We start from the raw sequence: 16,248 nt of genomic DNA, 5'->3' as shown, positions 1-16,248 counted from the left end.
CACGCTTTGAGTGCGGAGGCAAGTCGCCGGTCGCCGATCGTAAAATCGAACGGCCGGCGAAGCCGTCACTTCGAGAATTGCTTCAGATAGGCAATGACGTTGGCCACGTCCTTGTCGTCCTTGAGGCCGGCAAACGCCATCTTTGTGCCTTTCACCATGGCCCTTGGATCATGGAGATAGGTCGTCAGCGTCGGTTCGTCCCATTTGACGCCGGACTTTCCAGCCGCGACCATGGCCTGTGAATAGCTGAATCCCGGATGCGTGCCGGCCGTGCGGCCGATGACGCCGTTCAATGAAGGACCGACTTTGTTCTGGTCCTTGTCCGCGACATGGCAGACCTTGCATTTGGTGAAGACCTTCTCGCCCGCCGCAGCATCCTGGGCGCGGGATTGGTTCGTGACAAAAGTTGCGAAGAATACGACGGCGAAAAATGCGATAGCGCGCATGGCATTTCCTCATTGATCGTCAAGACGCCCCGGATGATTTGCATGCCATTGCTTTGACGAAGTCAACCGTACGAAGGTCCACCCGAAAGAGCCGCCCTGTACTTTCGCCTTCGTTGACGGCCTTGGGGCGAGCGCGTAGCTTCAGCTCATTCTGGTTTCCCATGGGCACCTCGGGAACCCGGTCGGGCTGGGTTTTGTCCAGGCCGATATTTTCCCAGGCAATGGGGCGGGCAGGATTTCGCCAGAGCGGGCGTCTTTGCGCGCAAGAGGTGCTGGATGAATATGGTCGACCTCATATTGACGGTTTGCCTTAGCGCCAATCCCGGCAATTGCCGAGACGAGCATCTCTATTTCGAGAGCCGCGGCTCTCTGTTCCAATGCATGATGCTGGCGCCCAGCGAGATCGCGAAGTGGTCGCAGGAACATCCGACCCTCAAGGTCAGGCGCTGGAAATGCGCTTTCCCGAAGAAGGACCGAGAGATCTGACCGGCGCCCCTGGTTTGTTGCAGTCTCGGAGGAGGCATCATGGTTTCGCGTCGGGAAACGCTCCGTCTGGCAGTCCTTGCAACGGCCGCGATGCTTGGCTCACACCCCATTGCCTCCGCCGCGTCCAAGATTCGCATTGGCGTCCTGAAGTTCGGCACAGTGAGCTGGGAACTCGATACGCTGAAGCAACACAAGTTCGACGCGGCCAACGGGATCGATCTGGAAGTCATCTTTTTCGCCGGCGAGGATGCCACCAATGTCGCGATACTGGCCGGCGCGATCGACATGATCGTGACCGATTGGCTGTGGGTCTCGCGCCAGCGCTCGGAGGGCGGCGACGTCACATTGGCCCCCTATTCGACGGCCGTCGGGGCGATCATGGTGAAGGAGGCTTCGCCGATACTGACAATCGCCGATCTCAAGGGAAAGAAGATCGGCGTCGCCGGCGGCGCCCTCGACAAGAGCTGGCTGCTGATACAGGCGCTGGCCAGGCGCGATCACGGTCTGGACCTGCCGGCAACCAGCGATGTCGTCTTTGGCGCGCCGCCGCTGATTTCGGAAAAGGCGATACAGGGCGAGCTCGATGCGGTGCTCAATTTCTGGCATTTTTGCGCCCGGCTCGAGGCCAACGGCTTTCGGCGGCTGATCGGCGCGGACGACGCGCAGAAGGCGCTCGGAGCTTCAGGCCCGGTGTCCGCGCTCGGCTATGTATTCCATGACAAATGGGCGAACGAAAATCCGAACGCCGTGCGCGGCTTCCTCAAGGCTTCCGCGCAGGCCAAGGAGCTGCTGGCCAGATCCGACGAGGAGTGGCTGCGTCTCGCGCCGATTGTCCGGGCAGAAGGCAAGGAACTGGCAAAGCTGCGCGACCGTTATCGCGAGGGCATCCCCAGGCGGCCGGTCACCGAGGAGGCGGCCGATGCCGGCAGGCTCTATCGGGTGCTGGCCGGGATCGGCGGCGAAAAGCTGGTAGGCAGCGCCCCGGAGATGGCGCCGGGCACGTTCTGGCAGGAGCCCCCGAAATGACCGCAACAGGCACCGGCGGTCGCACGCTTGGCGACACAGCCGACACTTCCAGCCGTTCCGGCCCTGCGTCGGCGCTGATACCCGTGCTGACGGTGACGATTTCCCTGCTCGGCCTTTGCCTGCTGTGGAGCTTGGCGGCGAATGCCTGGCCGAGCCGTGCCTTTCCGGGGCCGGGACAGGTCTGGCAGGTATTGCTGAGAGAGGCGGCGAGCGGCGACCTTTTCTACCATCTCGGCGCGACGCTCGGCCGGGTTGCCGCGGCATATGTTGTCGCGATGATTGTCGGATCGGTGATCGGCATTCTTCTCGGCAGCCACCGCGGCGCGGACCGGTTCTTCAGTCCCTGGGTCATCCTGTTCCTCAATATCCCCGCGCTGGTTGTCATCGTGCTGGCCTATATCTGGTTCGGCCTCAACGAGGTGGCGGCGATAGGCGCGGTTGCCGTGAACAAGATCCCGAACGTCGTGGTGACCATGCGCGAGGGCGCCAGGGCGCTGGACCCGAGTTACGCCGAAATGGCGGCTATCTACCGGTTCGGCCCCCTCGACCGCGTTCGCCATATCCTGCTGCCGCAACTGCAGCCGTATCTGGCCGCGGCCTCGCGTTCCGGCATCGCACTCATCTGGAAGATCGTCCTGGTGGTCGAGCTGCTTGGCCGCTCCAATGGCGTCGGCTTCCAGATATATCTCTATTTCCAGCTTTTCGACGTCGCTGCGATTCTTGCCTACACGCTGGCGTTCGTGGCGGTGATGCTTGTCATCGAACTTCTTCTGGTGCAGCCCGTTGAACGACATGCAACCCGTTGGCGCCGCCGTCCCGCTTAGGGTCGACATCGCCGAGAAGACCTTCAGATCCGCGCAAGGCGTCTCGGTCACGGCGCTCAAGGATCTTTCCTTCGAGGTCCGGCAAGGCGAATTCGCTTGCCTGCTCGGGCCGTCGGGCTGCGGCAAGACCACGACGCTGCGCATCCTGCTTGGGCTCGACAGGCAGTTTACGGGCTCCTTCCAGCTGCCCGAAGGCGACTCTGGCCGCATCGCCGCCGTGTTCCAGGAACCCACCCTGCTGCCCTGGCGAACAGTCGAGCAGAATGTCAGGCTGGCGCTGCCGAAAGACCTGCGGGCCAAAAATCTCGACGGGCTGTTCGGCACCCTCGGCCTCGCCGGCATGCGCTCGTTCTATCCGGCTGAGCTTTCGCTCGGCCTTGCGCGCAGGGCAGCGCTCGCAAGGGCCTTCGCTACCGAACCGGCGATGCTTTTCCTGGACGAACCCTTTGTCTCGCTCGATGGGCGGACCGCCGAGCAGCTCCGGCGCCTGCTTTTGACCGTGTGGTCTGCGCGACCTACGACCGCCTTGATGGTGACGCACAATCTGACCGAGGCCCTGGCGCTGTCGGACCGCATCATCGTGCTCGCGCCGCGGCCTGCGCATGTGCTCGGCATTTTTGATGTGCGGCTGCCGCGGCAACACCGCAGCCCGCAGGCGATCAGCGATCTGTTGCGATCATTCCACCAGAAATTTCCCGGTGTGATCTGATCCCCTGCCGTGGGCACAATCAAAATTGATGCATGTCGCCCAGAAGTGCGCAGCGGTTCTGGGACAACGACATGCATCAAAACAGTGACTTTTAAAGCGCGTCGCCTGAATCCGTTTCAGCGCGACGCGCTTTAGAAGCAACGCACGTCGGCTTCCGCCTGCGCACGCTTCAACTCCGTTCGCGCGGCTTTCGCCGGCGCGCTTTCGCGAAACAGCCCTGCATTCTCGCCCGTCGTCAGGGACATGCTCTTGAAGGTCTCGGCCCTCTCATAATGGTCGTATGGGAGGATCGAGGCGATGACATCGATCGAGCAGGAACAACTCTCCAGCGCCTGACGCGTCTGGCCATTCGTCTGCATGCAGCCGAGCACGTAGTCGACGATCGTCGCCGTCGGGTAATCTCCCGCGGCGCCGGCTGGATTTGCACAGAGCGGCGTCGATGCGAGGACGAGCGACAGGACCGAAAATCCAGCATATCTGACCATGAGAATTCCTCCTGTTGCCTGGGCGCGAGACAGCGAGACAGCGTCGTCGCGCCCAGTTGGCGACATGCCGCAGGCCCGGTCAACCTCTCACCGTCTCCATATAGGACCAAAGGAGGAATGCCCTGCCCGCCGACGGCGACGCCTCAAGGAAGCCTCACGGCCTGCCCCACGCCCGTCTTCCCAGGCTATTTTCATACCCGCATCACTACCGGCAACCAAAGAGGATATCGCCAATACCTTGGAGTAAAATAGGCTTAAATAAGATCAAACCATATCGCGTAGGAAATACAGATAAGGTTAGAATTTTATATATATCAGGAGCCGCACACGACCATTCGGCGCCCCGTGACTGGGAACTGTTTTTGCTTTTCTTCTATATATTGCATTGCATCACAACAATGCTGCAGTGCAAAAATTCCATAGGGGTTTTTCCTTGCCTGCCATTTTGCAATGACATAGCCTTACCACGTTTCCGGCTTCAAGGACGTCGCTGTGAATAGGGAGCGGCGGCAGTCTTTCGTAGGCCAATCGGGCGGGTGCAGGCTAGGTTGAACTATAGTAGAGGAAAGAAATGTTCCTCTGCTGGGTTTAGTCTAGGTCGTGACACGCTGCCGGAAATACTTCCCAAACTGAATCGCTTGGACAAGCCTTGCGGGGCTTAACGATCGATTTCTCGTTGTGAACCTGGGAGGATTTGATGCGCGCACTTACCCAAGCTACCTACATCGTAACGGCCTCCGCGCTGCTGTCGTTCGGTGCGCTCTATACGGCGTCAGCCAACGAAGAGCTCGCGAAAATGGCCAAAAACCCGAAAGACTGGGTGATGCAGACGGGGGATTACGCCAACACCCGCTATTCCAAGCTCAAGCAGATCAACAAGGAGAATGTGAAGAACCTGCAGGTCAAGTGGACCTTCTCGACCGGCGTGCTGCGCGGCCATGAAGGTGGCCCACTGATCATCGGCGATGTGATGTATGTCCATGCGCCGTTCCCGAACACCGTCTACGCTCTGGATCTCAACAATGACGGAAAGATCCTCTGGAAGTACGAGCCCAAGCAAGACGAGAACGTCATTCCGATCATGTGCTGCGACACGGTCAATCGCGGCGTCGCCTACGGTGACGGCAAGATCATTCTCAACCAGGCCGACACCACCGTCGTTGCGCTCGATGCCAAGACCGGCAAGGTCGTCTGGTCGGTCAAGAACGGCGAAGAGATCAATGGCGGAAAGGGCGAATCCGGCACATCGGCGCCCGTGGTCGTCAAGGACAAGGTTCTCGTCGGTGTCTCCGGCGCGGAATTCGGCGTCCGCGGCTGGCTAGCCGCCTACAACCTGAAAGACGGCAAGCTCGCCTGGAAGGCCTATTCGGAAGGTCCGGATGCAGAGACCCTGCTCGATCCCGACAAGACCACGCAACTCGGCAAGCCGGTGGGAAAGGACTCCGGCACGAACACCTGGGAAGGCGAACAGTGGAAGACGGGTGGCGGCACGACATGGGGATGGTATTCCTATGATCCCAAGCTGAACCTCGTCTATTACGGCACCGGCAATCCCTCGACGTGGAATCCGGTCCAGCGCCCCGGAGACAATCGCTGGTCGATGACTATCTTCGCCCGCGATGCCGACACCGGCATGGCCAAATGGGTCTACCAGATGACCCCGCATGACGAATGGGACTATGACGGCATCAACGAGATGATTCTCGTCGATGACATGGAAGTCAAAGGCAAAAAGCACGACGTGCTGGTGCACTTCGACCGCAACGGCTTTGCCTACACCATGGATCGCGCCACTGGCGAACTTCTCGTCGCCAAGAAATACGATCCGGCGGTGAACTGGGCGACGGAGGTCAATATGGACCCCAAGAGCAAGGAATATGGCCGCCCGCAGGTCGTGGCGAAATATTCGACCCAGCAAAACGGTGAAGACACCAACTCGACGGGCATCTGCCCGGCGGCGCTTGGAACCAAGGACCAGCAGCCGGCAGCCTATTCACCGAAGACCGGGCTGTTCTACGTGCCGACCAACCATGTCTGCATGGACTACGAGCCTTACAAGGTGAGCTACACGGCCGGCCAGCCTTATGTGGGCGCCACCGTGTCGATGTATCCGGCCCCCGGCGGCGACAAAATGGGCAACTTCATCGCCTGGGATGCCGCCAAGGGTGAGATCGTCTGGTCGAAGCCCGAGCAGTTCTCGGTATGGTCGGGCGCATTGGCGACCGCTGGCGACGTCATCTTCTACGGCACGCTCGAAGGCTACATCAAGGCGGTCGATGAGCACGGCAAGGAACTCTACAAGTTCAAGACCCCGTCCGGCATCATCGGCAACGTCACGCCCTTCGAACACGACGGCAAGCAGTATATCGCCGTTCTGTCCGGGGTTGGCGGATGGGCCGGTATCGGTCTGGCAGGCGGACTGCTGTCGCCTGACAACGCCGCTGCCTGGCATGGCGCCGTCGATCAGGGCCGACAGCAAGGCGATCAGGCCGCGGTCGTTGGAACCGCCGGTCTCGGAGCGGTCGGCGGCTACGCAGCACTTGCCGACTACACGACGCTCGGCGGACAGCTCACCGTCTTTGGTCTTCCGGACTGATATCCGGGAACGGCCTTAAAGACCGAAGGCTTGAAGCAAGAGAGAGCCCGGACACCGAAAACCCGCCGGGCTCTCGATTTCGCCGCGCACCCGCACATCGATCGATGCCGCTTCGCGACGGCAAACCCTTGTCCTTAACAAAAGAAGGAAGCGTCTGAATGTCTGTTCGCATTGCAATTTCCGTCCTCGCTTTGGCTCTTCTGCCTCTGGCCGGCTCAAGTCTGGCCCGGGCTGAGGACAGCGCCGAAAAAGCCAAGGCAGTGAAGGAAGAGGGCGGCAAGTATTTGGATGCGGATGGAAACCCAACCTACAAGATCGAGAACGGAACGGTGGATTGGTACACGTTCAGCGGTTACCGCCGTTATCACTCGGACTGCCATGTCTGTCACGGACAGGACGGAACGGGTTCGAGCTATGCGCCGGCCCTGGCCAACAGCTTGAAAAACATCGACTATCCCACTTTCCTCTCGATCGTCGCCCAGGGCCGCAAGAATACCGGCGGCGGCAAGGAAAACGTCATGCCTGCCTTTGGCGACAACAAGAACGTCTATTGCTACATGGACGATCTCTACGTCTATTTGCGCGCCCGCGCCGATGGCGCTGCGCCCCGCGGCAGGCCGCCCAAGCATGAAGACAAGGCCAAGGCGGCGAAAGACGCGGAAGCGTCCTGCATGGGTGGATGACATGACCGGCCGCGACGCATCGAAGCTGCGCGTCATCCTGCCGATCCTCGGCGCGGTCGCTTTGTTGCCGTCGAACGTCGAGGCGCAGGGCGCGGGTCTCGGGGCTGCCGGGGAACTGGTCGATCCGGACATCCTGCGCGTCTGCGCCGATCCTTCGAACATGCCGTTTACCGACCAGAGCGGCCAGGGCTTCGAAAACAAGCTGGCCGAGCTGGTTGCCAGCAAGACGGGGCGGAAGTCGGTCGCCTACACCTGGTTTCCGACCGTCATGGGCTTCGTGCGCAATACGCTTGCCGCCAACCGTTGCGACGTCATCATGGGCTATGCCCAAGGCGATGAGCTGGTGCAGAACACCAATGCCTACTACCGCTCCTCCTATGTGCTCGTGCATCCGAAGGGCGACGGCCTCGAGGGCGTCGAGACGATCGAGGATCCGAAACTCGCCGGCAAGAGGATCGGCGTCGTCGAACGCACGCCGCCGACGGCCAACATGGCAGCCAACAAACTCTTGCGAACGGCAAAGATCTACCCGCTGGCCGTCGATACGCGCGTCACCCCGTCGATGGGCGAGGTTGTGATCAAGGACATGCTGGCCGGCAAGATCGATGCGGCGATCCTGTGGGGACCGATGGCAGGCTACTATGCCAAGCAACTCGGGGCCGATGTCGATATTGTCCCGCTGGTCAAGGAAAAGACCGGCTCGCGCATGTCCTACCGCATCACGATGGGAGTACGTCCATCCGACCAGGAATGGAAGCGCACGCTGAACAAGGTGATCCGTGAGAACCAGGCGGAGATCAACAAGCTTCTGCTCGACTACAACGTGCCGCTGATCGACGAACATGACAACCCGATCACGTCGACGCCGGGGTGAGCTTGATCGGAGCGAAACGAGATAGGAGGCAAGGAACTGATCTTTGAGGCAGAGGTTATTGGTTTTGCTCGTTTGCTTTGGTTGTTTGAGAACCCAGTGTTTCATTTGTCCATTTTGAGAGGTGATGGACGAGCCATTGCATCGCCCGCAATGGCGCCAACGACATGACCGGCCCCTTCGGGCTGGCGGAAAAGGAGAACGTCATGAAGAAGAGCTGGAAGAAACCGACCATGTGCCAGGTTGCCGCGGGCTTCGAAATTTCGCGCTATCTGCCTGCTGAAATTCCTCCCAGGAAGTAGGCCGCAGCGATGCATGTCCCTGGCCACAGGGGCATGCATCCCCTTGCCGCGTAAGGGCGTCGCGACGGGCTTTGCCGCGGGAAACGGGACCCCGAAGCCGTTTGCTGGAGAGATTTTCCTGCGGGCCGAATGGGCCGCGGAGCAGGCATTGCCATGCGCGTGAAGATCATCGGGTCGGCGGCGGGAGGTGGCTTTCCGCAATGGAACTGCAACTATCGCCTGAGCCGCGCGGCTCGCGCCGGGGTGGCCGGCGTGCAGTCACGAACCCAATCAAGCATTGCCGCATCGGCGAATGGGGTCGATTGGGTTCTCTTCAACGCCTCCCCGGACATTCGACAGCAGATCGCGCAAACGCCTGAACTGCAGCCCGCAGCCGACGCGCCGCTGCGCTCGACGCCGATCCGGGCGGTGGTGCTGACCAATGCCGACGTCGACCACATCGCCGGCCTGCTCAGCCTGCGCGAACGGCAACCTTTCGCGATCTATGCAACGGCACTGGTGCTGGCGACACTGGAGGCGAATTCGATCTTCAATGTTCTCGATCCGGCGATCGTGCCGCGGCGCCTCCTGGCGGCGGAAGAGCAAGTTGTGCTCTGCGATGCGCACGGCCACGAGACCGGCGTTGTCGTCGAGAGCTTTCCCGTGCCCGGGAAGATCGCGCTCTATCTCGAGGACAGAGCCCATCCAGACGCCGATTTCAGCTCAGACGCCGGCGACACGATCGGAGTCCGGATCACCGGGGCCGGCGGTCGCGGCGCCGTCTTCTACATCCCGGGCTGTGCGCGCGTCGATGCCGCCTTGCGCGCGCGCCTGGCCGATGCCGCCTGCCTGCTGTTCGACGGCACCGTTCACACAGACGACGAGATGATCAGTGCCGGCGTCGGCCAGAAAACCGGCGCGCGCATGGGGCATACCGCAATGTCGGGAGCAGCGGGTTCGATCGCCGGCTTGGTCGATGTGAAGATCGGCCGCCGCATCTTCGTCCATATCAACAACACCAATCCTGTTCTCGACGAGAATTCCGCCGAATACGCGGCAGTCAAGGCGGCTGGCTGGGAAGTAGCCGGCGATGGGATGGAGATTGAATTTTGAGCGATTTCCGCGACGCGGCCAGAGGTGGCCTGTCCAACAGCGAGCTCGAGGCCGTGCTGCGGCAGGTCGGTGCCGAGCGCTATCACAATCGGCATCCCTTCCATCACAGGATGACCAGCGGCGCCCTGTCGAAGGCCGAAATGCAGGCCTGGGCGCTGAACCGCTATTGCTACCAGGCCGTCATTCCGCGCAAGGACGCCATGATCCTGGCACGTGCGGAGGATCCGGCGTTTCGCGCCGCCTGGCGCAAACGCATCGAGGACCACGACGGCGCGGACGGCTGGAGCGGCGGCATCGCGCGCTGGCTGCATCTGGCCACCTCGCTCGGGCTCGATGCCGAAACCGTCAAGAGCGAAAGGCTGGCGGTGCCGGCGACCCGCTTCGCCGTCTGCGCCTACCTTTCCTTCTGCGCGGACCGCACGCTGCTCGAGGCGGTTGCATCGTCGCTGACCGAGATGTTCTCGCCGCTCATCATCGGCGAGCGCGTGCCGGCGATGCTGGCCAGATATGACTACATCACCGAGGATACGCTGGCCTATTTCAGCCGGCGGCCAGAACAGGCATGGCGCGATGCCGACTTCGCCCTCGCCTACGTGCTCGGCCATGCCGACACGGCGGAGCGCCAGCAGCAGGCGATCGATGCGCTGGTTTTCAAATGCGATATACTCTGGGCCATGCTCGATGCGCTTCAACATGCCTATGGCGCGCCGGGAAACATCCCGCCCGGCGCCTTCCAGCCGGAGGCGGCCTGATGGTGGCGCTGCGCGAAAGAACCATCGTGTCGTTGCGATCGGTGCCGTCGCTGCCGAAGCATGTGCGCATACAATACGACGCCATACGGCAGGCCTTCGCCGTGCTTTCGCCGGAGAAGGTATTCTGGCCGAACGAGATCAGTCTCGACATACTGCGCCGCTGCGACGGGCGATCCACCGTCGGCCACATCATAGCCGGTCTTGCCGCCGAATATGACGCCGAGCAGGAGGCCGTGGCGGCCGACGTCATCGCCTTCCTGCAGGAATGGTCGGACAAGCTGCTGGTGAAACTATGAGCGAGCTCCTTCTGCCTCCGATCGGCATGCTGGCGGAATTGACGCATCGCTGCCCGCTGCAGTGCCCCTATTGCTCCAATCCGCTCGAATTGCTGAAGGCCAATCGCGAGCTCGACACACAGATCTGGCTCGATCTGTTCTCACAGGCCGCCGATCTCGGCGTCCTGCAGGTGCATCTGTCCGGCGGCGAGCCGACGCTGCGCCGCGACCTCGAGCAATTGATCGCCGGGCTTTCGGCGCGCGGTGTCTATACCAACCTCATCACCGCCGGCATCAACATTGCCGAAGGCCGCATCGAGGCCTTTGCCGAAGCCGGGCTCGACCACCTGCAACTGAGCTTTCAGGGTGCCCGGCCGGCGACCACCGATCGTATCGGCAACCACCGGGGCAGTCATGAAAAGAAGCTGGAGACGGCACGCCGCGCCCGCGCGGCCGGGCTGCCGCTCACCATCAACGCGCCGATCCATCGTCACAACATCGAGGAGGTGCCGGAATTCATCGATATGGCCCTTTCGCTGGGTGCCGAGCGGCTCGAGATCGCCAACGTGCAGTATGCCGGCTGGGCGCTGGCCAATCGCAATGCGCTGATGCCCGAACGTGCCGCGGTCGACCGGCAGGCGGACATCGTCGCGGCGGCGCAGGAACGGCTTGCCGGCGTCATTAACATCGATTTCGTCCCGCCGGATTATTTTGCCATCTATCCCAAGCCATGCATGGGCGGCTGGGCGCGCGACGCCTTCATGGTGGCTCCGGACGGCACCGTGCTGCCGTGCCATGCCGCGCAGACGATTCCTTCGCTTCGCTTCGAGCGCTTCGGAGAGCGCACGCTTGCCGAAATCTGGACCGATTCACCGGCATTCAATGCCTTTCGCGGCACCGAGTGGATGCGCGAGCCGTGCCGAAGCTGCGAGCGCCGCGAGGTCGATTGGGGTGGCTGCAGGTGTCAGGCGATGGCGATTGCCGGTGACGCCGCGGCTACGGATCCAGCCTGCATCAAGTCGCCGATCCACGCCCGCATGGCTATGCTCATCGATGAAACGCGGCGCGCCGTGGCGGATACTGCGGCGGACGAAGCTTTCATCTATCGTCGGATAGGAGCCGTGACCGAGTCCGCCTGACTGTTTGGTGAGAAACAACATGGTAGCGGTTTGTTTGCCAGCTTATGTTCCTCCTATCTCTTCACTTGGTGTGGCGAACCAATTGCACAGGAAACGAGCGGCCCGTCTTATTTGCTCACAAGCCTCATGATCGTCTCGATGTTAAAATTCACGCGCTCATCCAGGGCCTGAAGCAGCGTGACTTCGACTGCTTTCTGCTGGCGCAGTAACGGCGGCTATCATCGAAGCGCTTGCGGAAATGACCGGCCGGTTGACGCACGGCAAGATCATCACCGCAACTGCGAGTGGCTTTGATATAATTGCTATCATTGCGACAACGGTGCGCCTGACCATCGACACACGCACGCCGCATCGCCCTACGGTTCATCCAAGGCGGCGAAATAGTCCCGCAAGGCAGCTGCGATGTCCGGAACGATCTGTTGGACAACCGCCTTGCCCTTTTCAACCGATGCGCCGGCGGCCGAACTCAACACACCATGCGGGGGGATTGGCCGGAGATCAAAGGGATAGACGTCGAAAAGCGGGAACTCGGCCGGCTTGTCGCCCGGGATCTTGTCGACACGCACGAGGTCGGGGCGCAGATGCAGCATCACCGACGTCTCCATCACAGCGGCATGCTCAAGCGCCCAGCTGATCAGGCCATCGGGAAAAAGCACTGCCTCGGTCGCCTTGGAGATGAATTCCCAGTATGGAAGCTTGACCACGGTGAGGTCGTTGACGCCCTCCCGCCGCTGGTCGGTCAGGGCGAGGTCAGCCGCCTCGGTGATAAACCATTGGTTTTCCATATGGCCGTCGAACAAGACGATCCTGCGGGCGCCATGCCTTGCGAATTCATTGACGAGATCGCGCAGCAGCGCGACCAGCGTTGCGGCATTGAGGCTGATCGTGCCGGGGAAATGGTTGCCTCCGCCGGTCTTTGGCTGCGACTTGTAGCCATAAGAAATCGGCGGCGCGACAATGCCGCCGAGTTCGGGGGCGACCAGCAACGCGATCCCCTCCGGTAGGATGACGTCGGTCGACAGCGGCAGATGCGGGCCGTGCTGCTCGGTCGAGCCGATCGGCACGAAGATGATCGGATTATCATCCTTCACCCGCTGGTCGAATTCCATCCAGGTCATCTCGGCAAGGCGGATTCGTCGCGTCATCACCGCCTCACGCATCGGACGCCCAGCGGTTGATGCCGATGTCCATTCCGTAGCAGCGCCGGATGACCTTGGTGAAGGCAGGCTCCAACTCACCGTTGGCCGCTTCGACACCCAGTGTGTATTCGATGAATTCCGGCATCATGGCGCGCAGTTCCGCCAGCAGCGCCTTCTCGTCGACCTTCGTCAGCCGGCCGTTCTCAACCACCACCTCGCCATTGACGAAGACCTTCTCGATCGACGAACCCTCCTCGCAATAGACAAGGTGGTTGCGGACGTCGTTGAGCGGCGTGAAATTGGCCGTTTTCATGTCAAGGATCAGGAGATCGGCCTTCTTGCCAGGCTCCAGCGAGCCGATTTCGTCCTGCAGCAATGCGGTGCGCGCGCCGCCGATCGTGCCGGCATGAAGCACTTCGGAGGCCGTCAGCCAGCGGGCCCAATCCGGATTGTTGACCTTGTGCATCAGCCCGGCTGCCTTCATCACATCGAAGATGCGTGGCGTGTCGTTGGAGCATATGCCATCGGAGCCTAGGCCAATGTTGACGCCGGCCGTCAACAGCTTGCGCACCGGAGCCGAGCCGGCGCCGAGTTTTTGGTTGGAGATGGCGTTGTGAGCCACCGAGACGCCGGCGCGGCCCATCCGCTCGATATCGTTGTCGTTCACCCAGATTGAATGGGCAATCGTCGTCCACGGGTTCAAGAGGCCGAGGTCATCCATGTAGGCGATCAGTGACTTGCCATGGAATTCGGGGCCGGTCACGCCTTGGACCTTGGTTTCCACGATATGGGTATGGAACGGTACGCTCCATTCCCTGGCAAGGTCGTTCGCCGCGAGCATCAGGTCGACGGTGCAGCGTTGCGGCGCCGATGGCGCCAGCATGGTGCGAATGCGGCCGGCGCGGCCGTGGAAGCGGCCATGGACCTCCTTCACATAGGCGATGTAGTCCGCCGTCGTCATCGGTACGATGCTGTTGATCTCGTCCTGCAGGTGCTGAGGAACGTATTCCCTGGTGAAGGGCATCGTGTCGAGGAAGTTGCGGTTGACAACATGTGCAGAAACGGTGGCCCGGATACCGCAGTCGATATAGGCGTCGATCACGGCGTCCATCAGTTCCATTTCCGAACGGGGGCTCTCGTAGAGGTCGTCTGTGATGCAGGTGACGCCGTATTTCAGCGATTCCATCGCAACCAGCATCGAGCGCAAATAGACCAGCCGCGATGGGAGACGCTTCGCCGCCCGGATCGGGTAGGAATAAAGCATCCACACCTCGAGCGGCATGTTGTCATAGCGACCTTTGAACAGCGCCTCGTTGGTATGAAGATGCGCGTTGACGAGGCCGGGCATGACCAGTTTTTCGGAGCCGTCGATCACTTCCGCCCCGGGTGGCGCCTCAAGCGAAGTTCCAACCGCGGCGATGCGATCGGCTTCGATCAACAGATCGCCGGTAAAAGGCTCCGCCCCTGCCGTGCCACCCATGGCAAGTACGGTCGCGCCTTTGATGAGGATACTCATTCCCGTCTCCAATGCACTGTGTGGCGCTCGAAAGTGGTCAATCCTGCCGCCTCGCACGCAGCCGGCGGCGCGCCTCTTCGAAAAACAGCTGCGCAGGCAGGGAGCGCATTGCTTGCGGGCGAGCGACAAGATGAACGGGATATGAGGGCAGAGGTCCGTAGGACAGAAGCGGCCACAGCGTCCGCTGATTAACCTCCTCGATGACCGTCAGGGACGGCAGGAAACCGATACCCGTACCGGTCAAGATCAGCCGCTTCAGTTCACCGAGATCCTCGGAGCCGCCGCGGGTCAACGTGCCGAGGCCGAACTGCAGCCGGAAATTTGTCATTTCCACCGGTTCGTCGCGACCCGTCAAAAAGAAATGCTCGTTGGCCAGGGCGCCTGGGTCGTCGAACCGGCCGCCGTAGAGCGGATGGAGCGGGCTGCAATAGAGCTGCTGCACCTCGTGGAACACCGGCTGGTAGGTCAGTGACGGGTCAAGGATTTGGACGTAAGTCACCGCAAGATCGGCGTCGCCGGTCTGAACGGCGTCAAGCGCACTGCGCCAGGGCGCGAGGTCGACTGTGATCTCGAGATGCCGGTGACGGCGCATGATCGATGTCAGTATCTCGTCGAAATCGCGGCTGCGAGTGCTCGACATCATCGAGATGCGCAGCATACCTCTGACTGTCCCGGCTGCCTGGGTCAGAAGGTCGGGCGCATGGCGCATCAGCTCCACCATTTCGCTGGCTATGCGGAAGATGATTTCGCCTTCTTCCGTGACCGCAAAGCCGCCAGGTCCGCGCTCGCAAAGGGCTACGCCGAGCTGATCCTCGAGCCTGGCCAACGCCTGGCTGGTTGCCGGCTGCTGCCGGTTCATTGCCCGTGCCGCGGCCGTCACGCCGCCGTTCTGGACGATCTCGTAGAACACCCGCATGAGGTTCCAATCGAGGCGTCGCCACAAGAGATTTTGCCGCACCATATTGCCGCCTGCCGTTGCCGGTGGATCGATCCTTACCGGTTGAAGCGGCTGTTGCAATACAGACTGCATCATCTTGCGGCTCGTCTCGCCGTTCACGCCGGCGCTGTGCGGCGGCCGCGCGACGACGCACGGATGATCATGGGAATGACGAGCAGTTCCGCGCCCGCCAGCAGCAATCCGGAAAACACGAAGATGATGCTGGCGATTGCGTTGAGCGACGGATCGGCGGATGCCGCGAGATAGGTGTAGATCGTTGCCGGCAGCGTCGGCTGAAAACCGGAGACGAACCAGGCGATCACGAATTCGTCGAATGAGAAGGTGAAGGCCAGCAGCCAGCCGCCGGCGATGCCGCTCGCAGCGCAGGGCAGCACGACCTTCCAAAGCGTCTGCCATTCGGTGGCGCCCAGATTCCACGAGGCCTCCTCCAACGAGGCGGGCAATTGACTGAGGCGCAGCTGGATAATCGCCATCGCAGCCGGCGTCGTCAGCACAACATGCGCGATGATGACGCTCAACAACTGTCCCTCCAGATGCAGACGGGACAGGAGACCGAGGAAGCCGATGCCGAGGATAAGCGGTGGGATGAGGATCGGAAGCACGATGACCACTGCCAAAACGGAGCGGCCCGGAAAGACGAAGCGGTTCACCGCATAGGCGGCGCAGAAACCTATGATCGACGCCACCGTCGCTGCGACCGGCGACACGATGAGGCTATTCGACAGCGCAGAAAGCAGCATGTCGTCGCTGAACAGTTTCTCGTACCAGCGCAGCGACCAGCCCTGCCCGGGTATCGAGGCGTATTGATTCTTCTGGAAGGAAAACACCAGCAGGGTGACGATCGGCAGGAACAGGAAGACAAAGGCGACGCCAAGATAGACGCGGCCAAGCAGCGTCAGCAGTGGGCGCCCGTCGGGGCTGCTCCGTCGGAGGACGACCTCCGCCATGG

18 protein-coding genes are annotated in these 16,248 nt (G+C 61.5%); 11 read left to right on the top strand and 7 right to left on the bottom strand.

Annotated elements, in window-relative coordinates:
• Positions 1–65: 65 nt before the first annotated feature.
• A complete protein-coding gene (locus AC0L2L_RS31835; RefSeq protein ID WP_473583776.1) occupies positions 66–446 on the bottom strand; it encodes a c-type cytochrome in 381 nt (126 codons plus the stop codon).
• 276 nt (positions 447–722) lie between these two features.
• Between AC0L2L_RS31835 and AC0L2L_RS31830 the strand changes: the two genes are divergently transcribed.
• The 4 genes from AC0L2L_RS31830 to AC0L2L_RS31815 are packed head-to-tail and all read left to right on the top strand — an operon-like array spanning position 723 to position 3,491.
• Complete coding sequence (locus AC0L2L_RS31830; RefSeq protein ID WP_473583775.1) at positions 723–932, top strand: hypothetical protein; 210 nt, start codon at positions 723–725, stop codon at positions 930–932.
• A 36-nt stretch (positions 933–968) separates the two neighbouring features.
• Positions 969–1,958 (top strand): ABC transporter substrate-binding protein, encoded by a 990-nt coding sequence (locus AC0L2L_RS31825; RefSeq protein ID WP_473583797.1) that lies wholly within the window; start codon positions 969–971, stop codon positions 1,956–1,958.
• Positions 1,955–2,782, top strand: coding sequence for an ABC transporter permease (locus AC0L2L_RS31820; RefSeq protein WP_473583774.1), 828 nt, complete (start codon positions 1,955–1,957; stop codon positions 2,780–2,782). Before AC0L2L_RS31825 ends, AC0L2L_RS31820 begins: the two co-directional genes overlap by 4 nt.
• A complete protein-coding gene (locus AC0L2L_RS31815; RefSeq protein WP_473583796.1) occupies positions 2,751–3,491 on the top strand; it encodes an ABC transporter ATP-binding protein in 741 nt (246 codons plus the stop codon). The genes AC0L2L_RS31820 and AC0L2L_RS31815 overlap by 32 nt, the downstream gene beginning before the upstream one ends.
• Before the next feature lie 131 nt (positions 3,492–3,622).
• Here the strand turns inward: AC0L2L_RS31815 and AC0L2L_RS31810 are convergent, their stop codons facing one another.
• Positions 3,623–3,976 (bottom strand): hypothetical protein, encoded by a 354-nt coding sequence (locus AC0L2L_RS31810; protein ID WP_473583773.1) that lies wholly within the window; start codon positions 3,974–3,976, stop codon positions 3,623–3,625.
• A 697-nt stretch (positions 3,977–4,673) separates the two neighbouring features.
• Between AC0L2L_RS31810 and AC0L2L_RS31805 the strand changes: the two genes are divergently transcribed.
• From AC0L2L_RS31805 to AC0L2L_RS31795, 3 genes are all read left to right on the top strand, one after another.
• Positions 4,674–6,572 carry a methanol/ethanol family PQQ-dependent dehydrogenase gene (locus AC0L2L_RS31805; protein ID WP_473583772.1) on the top strand — a complete coding sequence of 633 codons (1,899 nt, stop codon included), beginning with the start codon at positions 4,674–4,676 and terminating at the stop codon, positions 6,570–6,572.
• 158 nt (positions 6,573–6,730) lie between these two features.
• A complete protein-coding gene (locus AC0L2L_RS31800) occupies positions 6,731–7,255 on the top strand; it encodes a c-type cytochrome, methanol metabolism-related (RefSeq protein WP_473583771.1) in 525 nt (174 codons plus the stop codon).
• 1 nt (position 7,256) lies between these two features.
• Positions 7,257–8,129 (top strand): substrate-binding domain-containing protein, encoded by an 873-nt coding sequence (locus tag AC0L2L_RS31795; protein ID WP_473583770.1) that lies wholly within the window; start codon positions 7,257–7,259, stop codon positions 8,127–8,129.
• A 55-nt stretch (positions 8,130–8,184) separates the two neighbouring features.
• Here the strand turns inward: AC0L2L_RS31795 and AC0L2L_RS31790 are convergent, their stop codons facing one another.
• The gene (locus AC0L2L_RS31790; protein ID WP_473583769.1) at positions 8,185–8,361 is read right to left on the bottom strand and encodes a hypothetical protein; all 177 of its coding nucleotides are present in this window, start codon (positions 8,359–8,361) and stop codon (positions 8,185–8,187) included.
• Positions 8,362–8,581: 220 nt separating this feature from the next.
• Between AC0L2L_RS31790 and pqqB the strand changes: the two genes are divergently transcribed.
• The 4 genes from pqqB to pqqE are packed head-to-tail and all read left to right on the top strand — an operon-like array spanning position 8,582 to position 11,686.
• On the top strand, positions 8,582–9,520 hold the full coding sequence (gene pqqB / locus AC0L2L_RS31785) for a pyrroloquinoline quinone biosynthesis protein PqqB (protein ID WP_473583768.1): 939 nt from the start codon (positions 8,582–8,584) through the stop codon (positions 9,518–9,520).
• Entirely contained in the window at positions 9,517–10,272 is a 756-nt protein-coding gene (gene pqqC, locus AC0L2L_RS31780; protein WP_473583767.1) for a pyrroloquinoline-quinone synthase PqqC, read from the top strand. Before pqqB ends, pqqC begins: the two co-directional genes overlap by 4 nt.
• Positions 10,272–10,568, top strand: coding sequence for a pyrroloquinoline quinone biosynthesis peptide chaperone PqqD (gene pqqD, locus AC0L2L_RS31775; protein WP_473583766.1), 297 nt, complete (start codon positions 10,272–10,274; stop codon positions 10,566–10,568). Before pqqC ends, pqqD begins: the two co-directional genes overlap by 1 nt.
• Positions 10,565–11,686: a pyrroloquinoline quinone biosynthesis protein PqqE gene (pqqE, locus tag AC0L2L_RS31770; RefSeq protein ID WP_473583765.1), complete on the top strand. Its 1,122-nt coding sequence runs from the start codon at positions 10,565–10,567 to the stop codon at positions 11,684–11,686. The genes pqqD and pqqE overlap by 4 nt, the downstream gene beginning before the upstream one ends.
• 356 nt (positions 11,687–12,042) lie before the next feature.
• Here the strand turns inward: pqqE and AC0L2L_RS31765 are convergent, their stop codons facing one another.
• Genes AC0L2L_RS31765 through AC0L2L_RS31750 form a run of 4 tightly spaced genes read right to left on the bottom strand, consistent with a single transcriptional unit; the run spans position 12,043 to position 16,246 of the window.
• Entirely contained in the window at positions 12,043–12,831 is a 789-nt protein-coding gene (locus AC0L2L_RS31765; RefSeq protein ID WP_473583764.1) for a creatininase, read from the bottom strand.
• A gap of 7 nt (positions 12,832–12,838) precedes the next feature.
• The gene (locus AC0L2L_RS31760; RefSeq protein WP_473583763.1) at positions 12,839–14,341 is read right to left on the bottom strand and encodes an amidohydrolase family protein; all 1,503 of its coding nucleotides are present in this window, start codon (positions 14,339–14,341) and stop codon (positions 12,839–12,841) included.
• 37 nt (positions 14,342–14,378) lie between these two features.
• Positions 14,379–15,374, bottom strand: a complete 996-nt coding sequence (locus tag AC0L2L_RS31755; protein WP_473583762.1) for a LysR family transcriptional regulator — start codon at positions 15,372–15,374, stop codon at positions 14,379–14,381.
• 20 nt (positions 15,375–15,394) lie between these two features.
• Positions 15,395–16,246 carry an ABC transporter permease gene (locus AC0L2L_RS31750; RefSeq protein WP_473583761.1) on the bottom strand — a complete coding sequence of 284 codons (852 nt, stop codon included), beginning with the start codon at positions 16,244–16,246 and terminating at the stop codon, positions 15,395–15,397.
• Positions 16,247–16,248 lie beyond the last annotated feature (2 nt).

The sequence above is a fragment of the Mesorhizobium sp. WSM4832 genome (assembly GCF_055811115.1).
The sequence above is the reverse complement of the archived record's forward strand: the minus strand, read 5'-3'. Positions and strand labels throughout refer to the sequence as shown.